At 49.7% G+C, this 20,029-nt stretch carries 9 protein-coding genes; 1 reads left to right on the top strand and 8 read right to left on the bottom strand.

From position 1 onward, the window contains the following. Positions 1–53: 53 nt before the first annotated feature. The 8 genes from IQ268_RS21620 to IQ268_RS21585 all read right to left on the bottom strand — a co-directional run bounded on the left by IQ268_RS21620 (position 54) and on the right by IQ268_RS21585 (position 14,160). Positions 54–971, bottom strand: coding sequence for a DUF928 domain-containing protein (locus IQ268_RS21620; protein ID WP_193883598.1), 918 nt, complete (start codon positions 969–971; stop codon positions 54–56). Between the two features lie 212 nt (positions 972–1,183). Next, a complete protein-coding gene (locus tag IQ268_RS21615) occupies positions 1,184–3,760 on the bottom strand; it encodes a CHAT domain-containing protein (protein WP_193883597.1) in 2,577 nt (858 codons plus the stop codon). Positions 3,761–3,880: 120 nt separating this feature from the next. Then, entirely contained in the window at positions 3,881–7,252 is a 3,372-nt protein-coding gene (locus tag IQ268_RS21610; protein WP_228035609.1) for a filamentous hemagglutinin N-terminal domain-containing protein, read from the bottom strand. A gap of 155 nt (positions 7,253–7,407) precedes the next feature. Then, complete coding sequence (locus IQ268_RS21605; protein WP_193883592.1) at positions 7,408–10,149, bottom strand: S-layer family protein; 2,742 nt, start codon at positions 10,147–10,149, stop codon at positions 7,408–7,410. A 104-nt stretch (positions 10,150–10,253) separates the two neighbouring features. After that, entirely contained in the window at positions 10,254–12,275 is a 2,022-nt protein-coding gene (locus IQ268_RS21600; protein WP_228035608.1) for a ShlB/FhaC/HecB family hemolysin secretion/activation protein, read from the bottom strand. 315 nt (positions 12,276–12,590) lie between these two features. Next, positions 12,591–12,860: a hypothetical protein gene (locus tag IQ268_RS21595; protein WP_228035607.1), complete on the bottom strand. Its 270-nt coding sequence runs from the start codon at positions 12,858–12,860 to the stop codon at positions 12,591–12,593. A gap of 292 nt (positions 12,861–13,152) precedes the next feature. After that, positions 13,153–13,389 carry a hypothetical protein gene (locus tag IQ268_RS21590; protein WP_228035606.1) on the bottom strand — a complete coding sequence of 79 codons (237 nt, stop codon included), beginning with the start codon at positions 13,387–13,389 and terminating at the stop codon, positions 13,153–13,155. Positions 13,390–13,839: 450 nt separating this feature from the next. Then, on the bottom strand, positions 13,840–14,160 hold the full coding sequence (locus IQ268_RS21585; protein WP_193883588.1) for a hypothetical protein: 321 nt from the start codon (positions 14,158–14,160) through the stop codon (positions 13,840–13,842). Positions 14,161–15,522: 1,362 nt separating this feature from the next. Here IQ268_RS21585 and IQ268_RS21580 point away from each other — a divergent pair. Further along, complete coding sequence (locus IQ268_RS21580) at positions 15,523–19,911, top strand: amino acid adenylation domain-containing protein (RefSeq protein ID WP_339383457.1); 4,389 nt, start codon at positions 15,523–15,525, stop codon at positions 19,909–19,911. The last annotated feature ends 118 nt before the right edge of the window (positions 19,912–20,029 follow it).

Below are 20,029 nucleotides of genomic sequence, written 5' to 3'. Positions count from 1 at the left end.
ACATTAGGGGGATCTAAGTCATTGTTTGGCAGATACGTTCGCCAACCGGGCTCCTACCGAGGTAGAACAGCCGTCATGGGCGCAGCCACCATTTCGGTAAGCCCCACAGAATTTAGCAATTCTTCCCACTCCTGGGCAATTGCTTCACTGGTAGGCTGTTCTCTCCGCAACTCTGCAAAGATAGCAGCAGTGTCATACCAAATTCCCCTTTCAGCCAATACAGCAGCATCTTCTAGAGCAGTGCCCTGAGCTAATGCCTGAGCTAAAGCAGCATCAGGTTCAATTCGCTGAATCCAGCCATCTACAAAGGGACTGCCAGGGGTCAAGTTGCCATCCAGCTTCAAGGTGATATACCACTGATAATCTTTACCCACTTCCAGTGGAGGAGCATCTTCTGGTAGCTGAACCGTTATAATACCCGCCTGACCAGAAACCGGGATCACCATCCGATAATGCAGGTTCTTCTCTTCATCTTTCAAGCTGAAGATAGCTTCCTGGGCATTAGAGGCTGGAAGATACGTCAAGATGGTTGGGTGCGCGGATAGGGTCGTGCCGTAAAAGCTCTCAGGAGTGAGCGCCATCATCGCAAGGGGTTGAGCGGCTAGCGCAAGATTGGAACCATACAGATTCGTTCTGGAAGCCCCTCCAGCAGCATACCGAGGTGCAGGCTGGTTAGGAGGTGGAGTAAACCCATTGCGTGAGGCTCCCCCGCTGCCGCTGCGAGGTGCCGAGTTGTCTGGTGGTGGAATAAACCCGTTGCGTGAGGCTCCCCCGCTGCCGCTGCGAGGTGCCGAGTTGTCTGGTGGTGGAATAAACCCACCGCGCGAAGCGCCGCCGCTACCGCTGCGAGGTGCTGAGTTGTCTGGTGGTGGAGTAAATGAGATACCATAGGCTGGTTTTAACGCAGCGTCCATCATTCCTACCACCAGAACCATTACCCCCAGGGTATTAACAAGAAAGTTAGGTTTCATGGTGTTTACCGTATATCGGTCATACATGTAGCTTTGAACACATCGCCGTTCTAAGCTCAAACGTCTGATCCATCGATCTGAAACGCCTGAAGCCTGCAAGACAAGTATTCTATTTGATATTAGAAACAATGCGGTGATATTGATGCGGTGGTTCCACGTATCTACTGAACTAATGGCATACGTGTTTTTACTTAAAAAACAGAACCAATTGCCTACAACCAATTGCCTACCAGGACATAGGCCGACCAGAAGAATGGATCATCATAGCTAGGATTCGCAAGTAAGGTCAGTTGTGCCCTGCGTAGAGCTTCTGCCTTGGTCACACCCGGTTCTTGCAACTGTTGGTAAAACTCAATCATTAGTTGAGATGCGGCCTGGTCTTTCACAGGCCAGAGCGTTGCCAGAGTAGAGCGCGCCCCCGATTTAACAGCCAATCCAGCCAGTCCTAGTACAGCACGATCATCTCCAGCGGCGGTATCGCAAGCGCTCAGAACCAATAGCTCGATCGCCTCTGCTCGGCTGTTTTCCCGACGTTGTAGTAGTTCGGCCAAATCCCATATGTTCATTTGTCCCTCCCAAGTGAGGAGGAAGGTTTCATCTTGATTGGAGCTGAACTGCCCATGAGTCGCAAGATGCACAATGTTCGTTGAGCTTGTCTCCAGACGTTTGGCAATCTCGTCATTCGTAAACTCTTGATTCAGCAATGTTGATGCTGAAACTAACTGGGCAATGTTATTAACCTCTGCACCTACAGCAGGCAGAGCGCTGAATCCTCCCCGAGATTCGCTGATTCCGCCGACAACCGCATGAACCTGCTGCTGGTCGAGCGATCGCGCAGGCATCAGTTGCAATCCTGGTGAGAGCGCAACTGCATATTTTTCAATCAAATAGTGTTCACCATCATGGAGTGCTGCGATCGGCACATTTCGAAGCAGGCCATCCAGAACAAAGACAAGCGTTTGCGTTTCAGTCAACACCTGATCGGTTTCCGCTGGACGAATTAACCAGTTATAGACTTGCTGAGAATAGCGCAAGCGCTCTCCAGTATCGGACGATGGGTGAAGTGCGGCGAGTAGTTTGCGTAGGGTACTGTCTACTTCCGACTGGCTAACAGACGTGGTGTAGTAACGTAGAGGCTGACCCGGCATTGATAGAATCACGGCCAACCGATCGGGCAAGATAATGGGATAGACGATTGCAGCGTGGCGATCGACCTGATCAATTTGTTCAGGCTGGATATCCAAACAGGCTTGCCGGAGGAAGTTGTCCAGTTCGGCCAGTTGCAACCCTTCGATCAGTTCTCGTGCTTGGACGAGCGCGGATTGGCTCGGAGTGTCATCAATGAGTAACGCTACCAGTTCACGATAGACAGGTTCGACGCTTTCTCGAAAGGAAAACTGAATATCCGAACTAATAGCAACTAAATCTCCCCGTAGCGATTGCAGAGCATTGACCGCTTCGGTATAAACTGCAATGGCTTCCTGAGGCTTACTCTGCTGTTTCAAAAGTCGTCCCAGTTGCCAAGCTGATTGAGCAATAATATCGTCCGCCTGAGTTGTGCGGGCGATCGCCAGCGATTGCTGTGTCAGGTCAATGGCTTCTGTCCATTGGTGAGCTTGGGCGTACACCTGCCCCAACTGTCGCAGGGCATGAGCTTCGGCACTGGGGTCTTTAAGCTCTCTAGCCGCTTGAATAGAGCTTGCTAACAATTGCCCCAATGCTTGATTGGACAACAGTTGAGCCGAAATGGATGTCTCGGTCAGGGTGTGAGCAAAATGAACGACCGCATAAATCGAATCACGGCTGGGGGGCAGTTCAACTAGCTGTTGGTGAATTTGAGGAATGAGCGCTGTGGCTTGTTGCCACTGCTCTTGCTGAATAGACAACTGAAGATGGCTCAACCGAGCATGTACCTGATCAATAGGATTGATGGCTTCTTGTTCTGCAACTTCGAAGTAGCTGATAGCTGTTTCGATCTCACCCAAGTTTGCCGCCAGTTTGCCGATGTTTAGCAGGGTTGAACTCAGTTCCTTAGTCGAGTCAATTTGTCGGGCGATCGCTAAACTTTGGGCTAGCACGTCATAGCTGGTTCTCCAATCGCCAACGACTTGCAATGCTATACCCAGGCTCCGCAGGCTGCTAATTTTTAAGTCTGAGTCGGGCATTACAGCCAACTGTTGATTGATCTTTTCTAAGTGCTGGCGGGCACGTCGATAAAAGCCTAAATTCTGGAGGGCTTGAGCCTGGTTGATTTGACTGCCCAGTGCCCCAGATGAGTCGCCTGCTTGTTCATAGAATGTCTGAGCCTGCTCCCATGTTTCTAGAGCAGTTTCGGGATGCCCTGTATGCAGCAATAGGCTGGCTTTCGTATTTAATGCTTGTGCCCAAAGAATAGGACTGACGGGTCTGTTGGCATTGTCTAGTAATGCAACACTTTGGGTAATTGCGTCCTGTGCGGCATCCCACTGGTTTAACTCTTGATGAGCCAATGAAAGATAGCTCAGACCCAGAGCTTGCTGAAGGGAATCGCCGCTGGCGGCATAGTATGCAACTGCTACTTGCCATGCGGCTATTGCGTCAGAGAATTGACCTGCGGTGTAAAACGTTCGCCCTGCTTCTAAATTTGAAGCTGTGTGACCTGTGATAGAGGCTGGCTCCATTGCAGAATGAGAGCGCAGCTCTACGCTTTGAGCCGAAGATGTAACGATTGTGGCTTGTACAGCCGCAGGCACAAGGGTTAAACAAGCACCCAGGACGCCTAAAGCGATGAGTTTCCAAATGGTTTTCATAGAAAATTACCAGGTAGGCTGATTTTAGAGGCACAAATAGACAAATAGTGGCTGCGATCGTGATTCAACGTTGGGTGAATTGCGCCGGAGATACCAACACCCTCAACGTAGGTAGAACAGTTAGGAGTGCGATCGCCCGCCTCCTCCAGAGCCACTTTCTGTTGAGCAAGTAGCATGTTCAAAGGTTGGTTCGTTAGTAGGTGTAACAGCAACCAGGTTTACCTTCCCCTCCTCGTTCACCACCCATCCATTGATCTCGGTGATCTCAGTGATTTGAGCCGTTGGAGCGGCAGTTGGAACTGCCGGTGTTTCGGCAATACGACCCTGCTCTTGATGCACAAACTCACTCAGGTCACGGGTGTCACTCCAGGGGCGATCGCTAGCCACTTGCTCACTTGGATTGAGCGGAATCCCACCTCGTCCGGTCGCCACAAAACGACTGTTGGCATAATTGCCACACCCCGTGGCAACCTGATTGCTGGCATCGACGACGTTCTCAGGCAGTTTCACTACATTGGAACCTGGATCAACATCCGGGTTACTGATCGTGACTGTGCCGCTGTAGGCGGCTCCCAATCCAGACGAAGCGGTGATGTCGCTCATTGGTGTAAGCTGCGATCGAAACTCGGTACCAAAAATACCTGTGGCATCGATCGAGATGCGTCCACCAAAGCTGTTTTCAGCATTAGCGGTGATGTCGCTGTTTTCACCACTGACAGCAATGATGAAATCGCTATCAATGTCAATATTGCCGCCACTTGCCGTTCCGGTTGCGTTGGTGCTAATGCTACTTCCACGACGCAGCAGCAGGGTGTCAGACTGAAGCGTGATATTGCCTTGATCTCCACCTGCGACATCTGCCCGTAGCGCGGCTTGCCGATCCAGTTGAATCGTGTTGGCGCGTACCGTTAAGTTTCCAGCCCCCCCTTGACCTTGACCACTAACAGAAACGGTAGCGCGATCGTCCAGTTGCAGGTCAGGCGTTTGGAGCAGGATGGAACCCGCAACGGCATCGGTGGTAGAAGTTGCCGCCAGACGGGTGTTGTTACCACTGAGTCGAATCGTATCATTGGCGTTAATGGTAAGACTACCGGCTCTGCCTGTTCCCGTTGTAGAAGCTGTGATCTGCGAACCGCTCAATAACGAGAGGCGATCGCTCTCCAGAGACAATTCTCCTCCCACGGCAGTACCTTGAGCATTAGTGGAAATCTGGCTTCTGTTCTGCAAGGCTATGTTAGTTGCTGCAATATTGACATTACCCCCTCGTCCTGATCGTTGAGCATTAGCTAGAATCTGGCTTTGATTGTTCAGTTGCAGAGTGTTGCGGACTTGTAATTGAACATCGCCTCCCTGTCCGACTCGCGTTGAAGCATTGATCAGGCTGCGATTGTTCAGTTGTACAGAGTTGGCATGAATGGCTAAACGTCCTGCGTTTCCAGTTCCCTGGCTTTCAACCTGAATTTGTCCACGATTTAGCGCTAACTGACCCACCTGTAAATTAAGGGTTCCCGCATTTCCTGACCCTTGGGCTTGAGTACTGATGCGACTATTACTCCTAAGATTGACCCTGTCAGCGGCGATCGTAATATGTCCACCGTCGCCCGTACCGCTAGACTCTGCGGAGATCAAACTGCCATGACGAGCAAGCAGTACTCCTTCGATTCGCAAATTTATATCACCCCCGTCACCAGACTGAGTTGATGCTGTGATCTGCCCCTGGTCGAGGAAGATTCGGTCTGCCTCAATGCCGAGTGTGCCGCCTTGCCCCGTACCATCATTACGAACAGACACTTCCGCACCGTTGCTAATCGTGAGTGAGGGTGTAGTGATAGTGACATTACCAGCATTGCCTGCTGGACTATACAAACCGTTCAACGAATCTACACTGGAGATAATGGCACTGCGTAACCTCGGATCGCCACTACCTGTCACTTCAACTGATTCGGAGGCATTGACGACAACACTACCAGCGTTTCCATTGTTGAAGGTGGCGGAAGAATCGATGCGTGCCCCACCTCGAACCGCTACTGTTTCAGCATTAATTGTAAGATTGCCCGAATTCCCTGCTCCTATAGTGCCAGAACTGATGTACGAACCAATGCCGAAAAGAGCGTTGCTTCCACTCCCCAGCACCTGTACATCGCGAGCATTGACCCAAATGTCACCACCTTGACCATCACCCCTATAAATTGTCGAGATACTGGAACCGTTCCGTACCATCAGTCGATCGGTTGTGAGAATAATATCTCCAGCGTTCGTACTGCCTTGTCCTAAATTAACAATATCGCTGGCATCTGTTAAATTGTCAGGGTCTGACTCAAGCAAAATTAGATCTGTCGCAGTAACCTGAATGTTGTTACTCTCTGCTAGCAATCCAGATGCTTGCAGTCCATTACCACCCCGGAAGAGAACTTGTTGTCCAGTTATGTTGATATTTCCCGCAGGTCCGAGTAGGCTTTCTGCAACCACACCGCTACCCCTCGGTGTAGACCTGATTGAACCTCTAGATGTAAATGACCCGGTCGGCGTAGACCCGGTTGTACCACTGGATGTAAATGTTCTGGTAGCATTAATAGTAATTCCACCAGCGGGTTGAGCGCTCTGATTTTGAATCACTACCTGTGAGTCTGACTGCAAGGAAACATCCCTCCCCTGCAAGTGAATCGTGCCACCACCGGGTGTGATTGCATCAATGAGCGCTTGAGAGAGCTGAATATCGGCATAACTCGAAACTTTGGAATAATCCCAGTCCCAGTTCGCCAAATTGAAATTTACTATCCCGTTGTTGACACCGCCCAGTTCTATTTGCCCAGCCTGCTGACTTGAAACTCTACCACCGTTCAGCGTCACACCATTGCCGATTAGAGCGAGATTGTTACCGCTACCAACCCTGAGATTAGAAGCACTGTTAACGGTATATCTAGATGTTGATCGATCTCTTGATAATCTATAGCCACTACCCTGCACTGTGATTGGTTCTGAAGACGAGTTAAGCTGCAACCCAATCGGCACGCTCATGGTCAATAAGGGTGATTTTGTAGCGCCGGTCGTATTAAACTGCACCCCATCATCAAAGAGGACATGATTGGCTGTGCTGGCTACAAAGGAGCCTCCAATGTTTAATCTGGCATTAGGACCAAACAAAATTCCACTGGGGTTGAGCAAAAACAAATTGGCACTGCCATTAGTACGAATCAGTCCATCAATATTAGAAATGTTGCCACCCGTAACGCGACCGAAAATGTTTTGCACATCAGCAGCATTGTTGAAGAAGGCAGAACCACCTGTAGGAACAGAGAAATCGCGAAAGCTATGGAACAGATTGTTTCCAGCCCGATCGCCATTATTAATTGTGAAATTGCGTCCGTCGGGTGAAGTGATAGTCGTGGACAAGGTTCCATCTGAAGTAACCTGAGCTAGTCCTGACTGGGACGTACAACACGTTACATATACGAATGCAGTCGTTAACGCCAACAAGAAACTTTTATACATAGTCGGATACATAGTCAGATAGAAGAACAGATATTCTGAGGTGAGATTGACCACCAACTTCAGCAGCTTTACGTGTTAGAGTTCCCAATCTGGAAACCATTACGCTAGTAAATACACGCATATACTTTCTAAGGAGAAAATAGCGATCGCATTTATCAATGCTCACTAACTACCGAACAGGTTACCGAAGCAACCGTTTGGGCTTGAGCAAGAGACGTTGCAACTAACTCCACTTGCCCATTTACGTTTCTGACCCAGCTATTGATCTCAGTGATCTGAGCGGTCGTGGCTGGGGATGGGGCTGTGATCGTTGCATGGTTCTGGTCGGCGTTCACAAAGCCGGAGATATCACGTACATCACTCCAGGGGCGATCGCTGGACACCTGCTCATTCGGATTGAGCGGAATCCCACCTCGTCCGGTGGCAACAAAGCGACTGTTGGCAGAGTCGCCACAACCCGTTGCCACTTGATTACTCGCATCCACGACGTTTTCTGGCAATTGCACCAGATCGGAACCCGGATCAACATCGGGGTTGCTGATAGTTACGGTGCCACTATAGGCGGCTCCCAACCCAGATGAGGCTGTGATATCACTCATGGGCGTGAGCTGCGATCGAAACTCGGTGCCAAAGATACCCGTGGCATCAATCGAAACCCGCCCACCAAAACTGTTTTCCGCATTGGCCGTGATATCGCTGTTCTCATCACTCACCGCAACGATGAAGTGGGTGTTAATGGCGATATTGCCCCCAGTGGAATCACCACTGGCGTTGGCGGTGATGCGGCTGCCTCGACGTAACACAACCGCATCGGCAACATCCAGCAAGATGTTACCCTGATCGCCTGCACTGACTTCAGCCTGGAGGCTGCCTCTATTGTCAAGTTGGATACGATTCGCCGTAACTCTCAGGTTGCCAGCGTTGCCAGCACCCGTATTGCTAACTGAGACGGTTGCGCCATCTCGAACACGCAAGCTATCTGATGTGATATTAACTGAACCCGCATCCGCCGCTGTGGTGGAGGATGCCGTAATGGTGCTGGGGAGCTGACGACCATCGGATAGGGGACGAGAGATGCCCTGTACATCAATGGTGTTAACACGCAGGTTGACATTGCCAGCAGATCCATCGCCTGCGGTGGATGAGGTAATCTGTCCGCCGTTGAAGACATGCAAGCGATCAGCGTTGAGCGCAACCGTCCCACCCTGACCCACTGCACCTTCACCGACAGCAGTGGTAATGCCACTCACCCGTTGGCTAACACTATCGATGACGGGATCGCTAACGGCAACATCACGTGCCCGAATGTCGATATTTCCTGCTTCACCACGACCGGATAATGAGCTAGAGATAGTGCCACCGTTGAACAGCCGCAACCGTCCTGTGTCGATCGAGATGTTGCCGCCTCGACCTTCTGCAAACGGCTGAATTGAACTACTAATTGCACCCGTTACTCCACCCGGTGTTACTCCTGAAATTTCGAGGCGATCGGTTGCCCGAATTGAAATATCTCCCGCCGTCCCAGTGGTAATAAATTGACCAAAACCAGGAAAGCTGAAGCCGAGCAGATCGGAGGTAATGCGACCGCCATTGAGTAAGCGAACCCGGTCGGCCTCAATGTTGATACTTCCACTCTCATTACGACTGCCAGCGGTAATGACAGTGGTGATAGAGCTAGACTGGAACCCGCTGATTGGGAATGGATTGTATCCACGCACTTCCACATCTGAGGCTCGAACTGTGATATTCCCACTTGTAGAGTCGTTAATAGGAGCAGGCATGAACGTGATAGGGTCAAAGCCAAAGTTAATGATGGACTGAAGCCAACCTCCATTCGCTATTCGTAACTGCTCTGTTTCGATAGTGATATCTCCTGCTCTAGCCCCACTTCCAAAGGCGCTTGTAAATATCCCAGGGGTCGCATAATTTTCTGGACTGGAGATGCCTAACAGATTGACAAACTCTGTCGTTTGAACGGTGATACCCGGTCCCTGCCCATTTGCTCCGGTGCCAGAAGAGATGCCTGAACCGCCCTTCAGCGTTAGTCCCCGTGCCCGAATATTAATGGCTCCCCCATTCGTCCCAGCGCTAAAGAAAACTCCAGTGGTATCAATGAGCGAGGCTTGCCGCAGTGTAATTGTTCCCCAATCGGCAGCAGCAGCAGGGCTAGCTAGTTGCCATCCGGTTTGGTTATTCATGGCAACTTCAGCATTTCGCACCGCCCACAACTCAACCCGTCCGTCTGGCACGGATAGAGTAGATTCATTCACATCGATTTTGCTGGCTACCAGTGCTACAGATTCAGCTTGAAAGACTTGTGACGTTCCAAAGAAATTTCGAAAAAGGAAGTTCTCGGCTGGAGTGCCCTGCACGTGAATCGCCCCGGCATTGGCTCCGAGTTGCAGCCCCACTGGCGCACTCATGCTGAGTAAGGGCGAGGGCATAGAATTGCTAGTCTGGAATGCAGTGCCATCAGCAAAGCGAACCTGGTTAGCAGTTGTGCCAACAAATGATCCACCGACATTCAGTGATGCATTGGGACCAAACAATATTCCAGATGGATTAAGCAGAAACAGGTTGGCACTGCCATTGGCACGAATCAGCCCATCAATACTCGAAACATTGCCACCCGTGACACGACCAAAGATGTTCTGTACATCAGGAGCATTGTTGAACAGAGCAGAACCACCCCTGGGAACGGAGAAGTCACGGAAGCTATGGAATAAGTTGCGTCCAGCCCGATCGCCCGCATCAATTGTAAAATTGCGCCCATCCACTGAGGTGACAGCGGTGGAGAGAGAGCCATCTGGAGTGACCTGAGTTCGCCCTACCTGAGCCGTTAGACAAGCCACTACTGTAAAAACAGTGGTGAATACCCACGAAAAACCCTTATACATAGAAACCATAATCCTTGGAATTAGAATTAGAACGATGCAAGAGTGAGCCAACTGGGTTGGGCTTCCTCCAGATGACCGTACTCAATGGGATGAAATACAAGGCTTTAGAAAGGGTTCAAAATAAGGGAGAAATGTAGGCCATTCTCTTGTAGTGAATCTCCCTCTGAGCTGACGTTAATGAGGGGAATGCCCCAGTCCACGCGAGCAGAAAAGCGATCGCCCATCTGCCACTGCAACCCCAGCCCTGCTGAGAGGAGGCTTCTGGGATCGGGATCAGGGCGATCGCCATTATTCCAACCGATGCCAAAATCAACAAACGGAACGATGTGCAGAATGCTATCGATGTTGGGTGCCCTCAAGATTGGCAACCTTACCTCCGCTGAAGCTAAGAAGCCATTGTCTGTTAGCAGTTGATCTTGCCGATAGCCTCGAACGGTTCGCTGCCCACCAATGCCAAACTGCTCCTGCGGCACCAGTTCATCTCCAGTGAGCTGCAAATCTGAACGCAGCACAAACAGCGTATCTTCCGCCAGCAGGCGAACCCACTGTCCCTGACCTCGCCAGGCAAAAAAGCGGCTATCTGGCCCTTCATTGCTAACGGTGGAGTTTAGAGCATCCAGGCCAAGACTAAATTGCGATCGCGCCGCAAATACCTGTCGTTCTCCACGTCTCGTCCAGTCTTGAGCAAACCGCACTGCTGAAATCCGAGTGCGGCCTTCATCATCAGCACCAATGGAGGGGAAGGGAAGCGGATCGCCAAAGTCTCCTAAAAACTCACTTTGGCTTTCCTGGCGAGAGGCCGTTAAGCTAAGGGCAAACTCTTCGCTCGGCGTTTGCACAATGGGTTGGCGATAGGTCAACTCGTAATAGCGAGACTCTGATTCAATATCCAGTGCATCAAATGGTTCTTCAATAATTTCACTGTCGCTAAAACCAGCGCTGAAGCTCAGGGTGCCGTTGCGGGGATTAATGGGAATGGCGTAACTGATATCTCCCCCATTGCTACCATCTGTATTGGTATAGCCAATGCTCAAGCTGTCTCCGAACCCTAGCAAGTTGGCATGAGTCAGGGATGCCTGCCGCCGGAAGCTGCCTACACTTGGCGATCGCCCATTGTCTAACGCAATTTGACCACTAAACGCATCAGCCTCGCTAATTTCAACATTGAGCGCACTGGTTCCTGGGCGAACACCCGCAGCAAGCTCAGCCGAAATGGTGTCAATTAACGGATCAAGTTGCAGCAGTTGTAACCCTTCCAGAAGACTATCAACATTCAGCGGTTCATCCGCAGCAAGCTCCAGCCGACTCCGCACATAGCCAGGGCGCAATCGCTGGTTGCCCGTGATATTGATCTCCTCTAGTTGACCCTCCACAACCTGGATCTGAACAACACCGTCGTTTAACGTTTGGGGTGGAATGTAAGCCCCAGAGGTGACATATCCCTGGTCAACATAAAGCTGAGTAATAGCGTTACGAACCTGAAACAATTCTGTAAATGTCAGGGGACGACCCGTGAAGGGAACCGTCACGGCTTCAAAGTCTGCTGCATTAAAAACGGTGCTGCCAAGGACTTCAAATCGCTCTACGGTAATGGTATCGGGTACGTCTTCTGAAGGGGTGCCGGGTGGGATGATGGGGGCAGAAGGGGACGGTTGCAGCAGTTCTCCAGGTGGCGGTAGAGGCACAGGGGCTTCCAAGTCTGGCAGAGGCGCTACAGAGGGTGGTTCAGCGTCTTGCCGCAATACAGGAGCCAATGGATCTTGTGCAATTTGGGCTGGGGCACTGGGAAAATTAGCGGGAATGACTAGTTGCTCTGGTTGCTCTGGCAGGATGGACAAAGCAGGAACCTCCTGCTGCTCTGCGGCTTGCGTCTGCGGTTGGAGCGTTACTGTGGGCAGGAATCGGGATGCTTGAATTGGTAGCTCGGTAGCACTGTCTTTCTGTTCAGTTGCTTTAGTAATTCCAGCATCATGTGGCAGGTGAACTTTAACGAGGTCTTGAGCCATGTCGGGTTCCTGAAAACCGTAAACAGCTCCAGGCGCGACGACTAAAATACTGGCCAGTGAGCAAAGATAGATAAAAGAGCGGGTGGCTGATAAGCGACACGGGAAATCAAGGACGTTCATAATAGTTAGAGGGATACATTCAGGTAGAGCCACATACTACGCCGAAGGATCAGCAACTAGCGGCTAGTTTCTAGGGTTCCCGCCAATCTTATACCCCTACCAAGATCAGTGTTAATACGGGTATGTACTATTTTTTGTTCCCAGAGTCTCTGCGTAAATGGGCATATAGTAGTGCCATTTCAGGCGCGGATGTAGAGGCTCTTGTTCTGTAGGTCAAGGTGAATTGCAGCGAGAGCGGCGGGACAGACAAACGAAATTAGAAGCAGGGCGATCGCTCAATTATTCATTGAATCAAGCGATCGCCCCAATTTGCCGCTACTCGAAACGAATGTATCGCATGAGCAAGCTCATCATCTCTCCGTCATTGGGGGTCACAATCAATTGCTGATTGGGAATGGCAATCAGCGGACTCCACAGCCCTGCTTCGGCATAGCGCAGGTTATGTAACAGGTGAATCGTTTGCCGAATGGCACGCGGTGACCCAATCAACAAATGCTTCAAGGGGTCGCGATCGGGCTGAGTCGATGGCGGGCAAAACGCTGGAGAATCCGCTGCTCCAGGATGAGACAACAGGGCTTGAGGCATGGGTTTTCGCTCCTTTGGGTTGAGTCGGTGAGGAAAACCCAAAAATTTAGCCACCCCTTACCAATGCTCACAGCAAATCGGGGTGGCTTAAGAGTTGCTACAATGCTCCCTTAGCCCACCAACTGCCTGTTTCAGTTTGGCTGGGTCAGCGGCTCGAAGTTGTTGGTCGCAACTTCGGGTCGCGTTTAACTAAATTTTTGGGCGGAACTACGCTAATTCGGAAAATAGCGTAAGATTTGACCCTATCGCATCTCTTGGGGAGAGTCAATATCTTTGCGGATAGAGTAGGGCACTATGCTGGCTGCTGGTGCCGTTGTTGCGGGGGAAGACTGGAAGCCCCGGTTGTCCAGTCCCCCGTGCGGGACGGTTCGATAAAGATTCGATCAACCCCTTCTTGCTCTAATGTTTCAGCCCAGGCAGGATAGTCATAATTGACCCGCTGAATGGTCGCCGCAATCTGTCCATTAGCAACCGTCAGCAAGGGATAGTGAACCGCCGGATCGCCATCACGATCTGGCTTGCCCACCACACCGCCGTTTACGGCCAATCGTCCGTGATCGAGCTGACGAATCCAGGGAAGCCCGGAATGAGTGCAGATGAATCGTTGGGGTTATCATAGCGTTCTCTCAAGCTAAACCACGTCCATTAGTCTTTGTAAATTAAATCAGCATCTGCACTGCTGAACGGATAGGTGGGAACATCCAGCATCAATTTGCCCAACCGAATGCCAAGAATGCGATCGCTATAGGCTTTAGCTAGTTCCACTTGATGCAGCCCCAACCTTGAGCAGGGCTAATTACAGCAGGTCTCAATCGAGTAAGCCACCGTCTCGCCAGGATGGGTGTGAGGTGTAGGGTTCGAGGTGTGGTGAATGCAAATGAAAATGGCTGTAAAATCAGCAGAGAAACGTTACGCCGGGATGGTTCCGTGCAGCACTCCAGAAGACGGTTTGAACCATTGTTGTTGAATGAGGGGCTGACTAATTGGGTACCTCGTGATGTGCTGATACAAGCGCTATACCACTGTGGGTATCGCTACCTGTTGCCTTTTCTGGATGCAGTGGCTGGCTCGATCGCAATCCCGACCAAACCACATACTCATGCTTTGACATAGTAATGACAACCATTCTGCCGTGGTTGAATAAATCTATCCCCAGGCTATAAGCTTGCTGCCGCTGCTGCGGCGTAAAAGAGGCGACCATGTGATACAGTTCGGCTGCCTGACACATTCCCTCTTGAACCGAACCATTCGCCCAAAACTTGAAGCGACGCACTAAATACTCAGGAACAACTGGAAACATTAGACTGCATACATGAGATCTTACAGACAGCGGTTTTCAGGTTAGCAAGCCACAGGAAAACATCGAACAAAGCGTCTCAAGTTCCCATCTCGTGTTGCTGATTCAAGCAACAACCGCTGTAACAATTAAAGAGCAGCTAAAGAGCAGAATTTAAAGGGGGTTAAAAAGGGAGTTAAACATGAAAGGTTTAATAGGCTCAGGCAGAAATCTAGATCATTGGTTAATCTGCACAAAAGAGCGAACGACCCATGACAGAGCAGAAACAGTATACTCACTTCTGCCTCAGCGTAGTAGTTTCAGTATAACCTCATACTGACTGCAAGTGGTGTGCTTTTGAGCACACTCCAGACTTTGCGGCTACCAGAAAGCAAAGCTACTACTTTATTTCATTCAAACCTAAATACGTTAGCCAATACGCTCGATTAACTGACCCATTCTGAAGCTCGAACTGAAGCTCGAAACCCCATTTAGAGAGCAGCGCATGAGCTGAACCGAATCGTGAGGTAAATCATCGACAAAACAACACCTCCGCTGTCCCATCTTCATGATGCGCTGCATAATTTTCTACGTCAACACAACATCAGCGAATTCTAACTATTCATTGAATGTCTATTTATCAAATGTCTAATCCTTGCCAAAAATCCGTAAAAATACGCTTTATATCAATAGCATTTTTAAAACTTGAGCTGTTCTGTGTAACTCCACTGAATCTGTTCAGATGAATTAAGCAGTAGTTTCACTTAGAAAGAGATTTTGTTTTGCCAAAAGGATTAAAATCTCAGTAGATTTACCTTCATTAAAACTAAGGACACTTGCGTAATTTTACGGTTCATTAAATACAGCATATAAAGTTTAATCGTGTTTAGTTTACAGATTTTTAAGTACCCGTACAATATACACAGTCACTTACGTTTAGTTGCATCAAACCGTGCAACGAAGCCATTAAGTGAGTTCGTTTCTAAGCGTGTCGCCTTATTTAACTGGGATATGTTTGAGTGAACTATCTCTGCTAAAAATTAGCTGCCATATCAATGGTTCCTATTTGATTTAGGTAAATTCGTCACTTTTCCAATTCGCTCAAACGCTAAGTAGGTTGAACTCATTTTTAGCTCTACGGACGTTTCCTGAAAATTTACCGTGCAAATTTGTAGTGCGTCTTCGCCTGAGCCCAACCCAACTGTAGTGGGGTTGATTGGACTAGGTGCCGATGCTGCTTGACGTAAAAGTAGGCTCTCAATATGTAAAACCATCGAGAAAATGCAGTTAGTTTAACCCATTTTTGATGGATTGAACCAACCGCTAAAAGCGCTATGGCGATCGCTCAAGCCTACAGTTTTTTCTGTTATTAAGGAGAAATACCACGTGCAACAGTACGAACTTGTTCTGGATGCTGAACTCATTCATCGCTTATTTGAAGCTCAAGTTGCCCGATCGCCTCAGGCCATTGCCATTGAGTTTGAAGGAACACACGTTACATACCAGGAATTAAATAGTCGTGCTAATCAGCTTGCCCATCACCTGCAACAACTGGGCATACAGCCGGATGGGTTGGTTGGTATTTGTGTTGAGCGATCGCCAGAAATGTTTGTCAGCCTGTTAGGCGTGCTAAAAGCAGGAGGAGCCTATGTTCCTATCGATCCAAGCTATCCTCAAGAGCGATTGGCGTTTATGTTGGAAGATGCTCGGCTGCCCGTGCTGCTAACGCAGGAGCATCTGCTGCAAAGCCTGCCGCCGCTTCACGACACAACCACCGTGATATGCCTTGAAACCGAATCGTCTATTATTACTCAACACAATACAGAAAATCTCAATAGTAGAGTTACTCCCGATCATCTGGCCTATACCATCTATACATCAGGCTCCACCGGACAGCCTAAGGGCGTACAGATTCTCCATCGTGCTGTTGTCAATCTTCTCCATTCAATGGCACAGGCGATCGAAATTACCCCTCAGGATGTGTTCCTGGCGTTGAATACCATTTCCTTTGATATCTCTGTTCCAGAACTTTACTTGCCGCTAATAGTGGGAGCGCGAATTGTACTGGTACGACGCGAGGTGGTCATTGATCCCAACCAGTTGGCCAGGGTATTGGCAGACTCCAAAATTACAGTCATGGAAGCCACTCCATCGATCTGGCAATTGCTTCTCAGCACTAGATGGCAGGGAAACAAGCAGTTGAAGATGCTCTGCGGTGGAGAAGCGATGACGCGATCGCTCGCTCAACAATTACTTGCCAAAGGGGGGGCACTATGGAATCTGTACGGGCCAACGGAAACAACAGTCTGGTCAGCCGCCTATCAAGTCTTGCCAGGAATGCATTGCGGGCTGGTGGGTCGTCCTCTTGCCAACACGCAGATCTATTTACTGCCCGAATCAGCCCCACAGCAGGGCGATCGCATTCACCCGGTTCCCATTGGAGAGCCAGGTGAAATTTACATCGGCGGAGCTGGCCTGGCTCGTGGCTATCTCAACCGACCAGACCTGACCAATGAAAAATTTGTGCCTGATCCCTTCAGTGCCAATCCAGAAGCGCGTCTCTATAAAACGGGTGACCTGGCTCGTTACTTACCAGATGGGGCGATCGAATTCATTGGACGAGTCGATCATCAGGTCAAGATTCGCGGGTTTCGCATTGAACTGGGAGATATTGAAGCCGCGCTCAGTCAAGCTCACACCGTGAGAGAGGCGGCGGTAGTAGCCAAAGCAGATGCATTTGGCAATCAACGACTGGTGGCGTATGTTGTTCCAGCAGACCATGATACAGAGGTGGCGTTGACTGCTCTGGAGGAGACCTCCCAAACAGAACAGGTATTGCAGTGGCAGGATGTGTGGAATACAACGTATGGCCAATCTTCTCACCAGGAAGCCGCCTTTGATAGCACCGGATGGAATGATAGTTTTACGGGGCAACCCATGCCCGCCAACGAGGTGCATGAGTGGGTTGATTGTACTGTTGAGCGAATTTTGTCTCTCAAACCCCAACGGGTACTGGAAATTGGTTGTGGCATGGGGTTACTGCTATTTCGCATTGCTCCCCATTGCGCTCACTACGCAGGGGTCGATCTGTCGGCAAACGCGATCGCCCATCTTCAGCAGCAATTGAGCCAGAGCGAACACGACTGGCCTAACCACGTTCAACTGGCGCACAAAGCGGCTCATGAGTTAAATGAGTTTGAAGCGGAATCGTTTGATACGATCGTTATCAACTCAGTGATTCAATATTTTCCCAGCGTTGATTACCTGATACAGGTTCTAGAGAAAGCCATTCAGCTAGTGAAGCCGGGAGGGCAGATTTTCATTGGTGATGTTCGCAGCTTGCCCTTGCTGGAAGCATTTCACACCTCTGTTCAACTGTGCCATGCACCCAACTCGCTATCTACCGCCGACCTTCAGCAACGGATTCGAGAGCGCATGGCTCAAGAGCAAGAATTAATTTTAGACCCAACGTTCTTTTTTGCGCTCAAGCAGCATAGCCCCCGCATTAGTCATGTTGAAACGCCAATGAAACGGGGACGAACTCAAAACGAGTTAATCCGCTTTCGTTATGATGTTGTACTTCACATTGAGAGTAAGGTGGCATTAACCGTAGGGGACGTGTCCTGTCTGAATTGGGAGCAGCATCGGCTTACCGTGTCGGCGATCGAAAACCTGCTCAAGGCTCATACGTTAGAAACATTGAGAATTACCCACGTTCCTAATGCGCGAATTGCCGCAGAAATCCAGGCTGCTCAGCTATTGACCCATCCTGACTCATTTCAAACAGTAGGAGATCTGCGTCAGGCGTTGGCACAACAGGATGGGCAAGGCATCCATCCCGAAGTCTGGTGGAATCTCGGTCAGCAGGTACATTATCACATCGGCATCGACTGGTCTAATCCGGGAAGTAAGGGATATTATGAGGTCGTCTTGCAGCGACGATCGCCCATTGCTGCCAAGCCAACTGCGAGCGTTCTTTGCAGTCTTGCACGAACGGATACCTTTCAGCCTTTACATTACTATGCCAACAATCCGCTTCAGGTCAATCGAACCCAACATTTAATTCCTCAACTCCGAACCTTTTTGCAGGAAAAACTGCCCGATTACATGGTGCCATCCTCCTTTGTCGTGATGGAAGCCTTCCCTTTAACCCCCACCGGCAAAATTGATCGGCGATCGCTTCCCGATCCAAAGAAAAATCGACCTGCCTTAGCAGCAGCATATGTTGCACCATCTACACCGCTCGAACAGCAGCTTGCCGAGATTTGGTCTCAAGTCTTAGATATTGAACACATTGGCATTCACGATAATTTCTTTGAATTGGGCGGGCATTCACTATTAACAGCTCAGTTGTTGGCGCAAGTTGAAGCTACGCTTAATGTAGAGTTGCCGCTGTTTTACCTGCTGCGAGAACCCACGATCGCCGGATTAATTAAGGCAATAGATCTGATTCAGCAATCAGGCGTTGCCATCCCGGCTGTAGAAGAACCGCAGATAGCCTGGGAAATTGAAACGAGCTTAGAGCCAACCATCTATCCTGAAGCCTCCTTTGTTGCGCTCCCTACAGAACCAAAGCATATCTTTCTAACCGGGGCAACTGGGTTTCTGGGAGCGTTCCTGTTGCAAGAGTTACTGCAACAAACCCAGGCTCAGATCTATTGCCTGGTTCGAGCCTCCTGCCAGGAGGAGGGGTGGCAGAAAATCCAGACGAACTTAGAGCGCTACAATCTTCGTTTAAACGAATTCAATTCCAGGATCATTCCTGTTGCAGGAGATTTATCACATCCTCTCCTCGGTTTGACAAACCAACAGTTCCGAGAACTGGCCAGCAAACTTGACTTGATTTATCATTGCGGTGCGTTTGTCAATCTGGTTTATCCTTATGCCTTACTGCGAGCCGCCAATGTGTTGGGAACAAAAGAAATCCTGAGGTTAGCAAAAATGGGTAAGGTTACGCCTATCCATTTCATCTCGACAATTGATGTTCTGCAACCATTGGGATTGGCCGGGAAAAAAGTCATCCGAGAGCATGACAACCTCGCGCATGGACAGGAGATTGACAAAGGATACGCTCAAACCAAATGGGTGTCTGAGAAACTGGTGATGGCCGCTCAGGCGAGAGGGATTCCTGCTTGTATTTATAGACCGGGTATGTTGACAGGCCATAGCCAAACAGGAGCCTCTCAAACCAATGATCTGATGTGCCGGATCATTAAAGGCATGATTCAACTAGGAGCCGCACCTGATTTAGATCAATGGGTGAACATGACTCCGGTAGACTATGCTAGTCGGGCGATCGTCCATCTGTCGCAGCAGCCCGCCTCTCTGGGGAAAGCATTCCACATTGTTAATCCAGATGCATTACCGTGGAACCAATTGATCGATAAGATCCGCGACCTGGGATATCCACTACAACGTTTACCCTATCAGCAATGGCAAACTCAACTCCTCAACGTAGACAGCACCCAGGATAATGCGTTAACCCCAATCCAGGCGCTGTTTACCGAGAAAACGCAGACCCAACTGACTTATTTAGAAAATTTCCTGATGACCGCTCAAGCCTTCGACTGTCAAAACACGCTCAATGGCCTTGATGGAACATCCATTACCTGCCCTCCTGTTGACACTCAACTGTTGAGTACATATCTCTCCTATTTTGTTGGCAGCGGGTTTCTAGATTCTCCTGCAACCATGAAGCAAAAGAGCTTGGTGAACCAGAATCCTGCAACAGAACTGGCTCAATTACAATCTAAACGGGTCGCAAAAGTGTTCTGAGCGACACGTTGAAAATGAGGCTGGCACTAAAATCAGTGCCAGCCTTCTTTGTGCTCACTTTTTGTGAGCATTGCAATCTAATGTCAGAATAAAGGAATGTGAGTTTTTGGAGCCATCT

The sequence above is a fragment of the Oculatella sp. LEGE 06141 genome, from assembly GCF_015207605.1.
Classification (GTDB): domain Bacteria; phylum Cyanobacteriota; class Cyanobacteriia; order Elainellales; family Elainellaceae; genus Oculatella.
The sequence above is the reverse complement of the archived record's forward strand: the minus strand, read 5'-3'. Positions and strand labels throughout refer to the sequence as shown.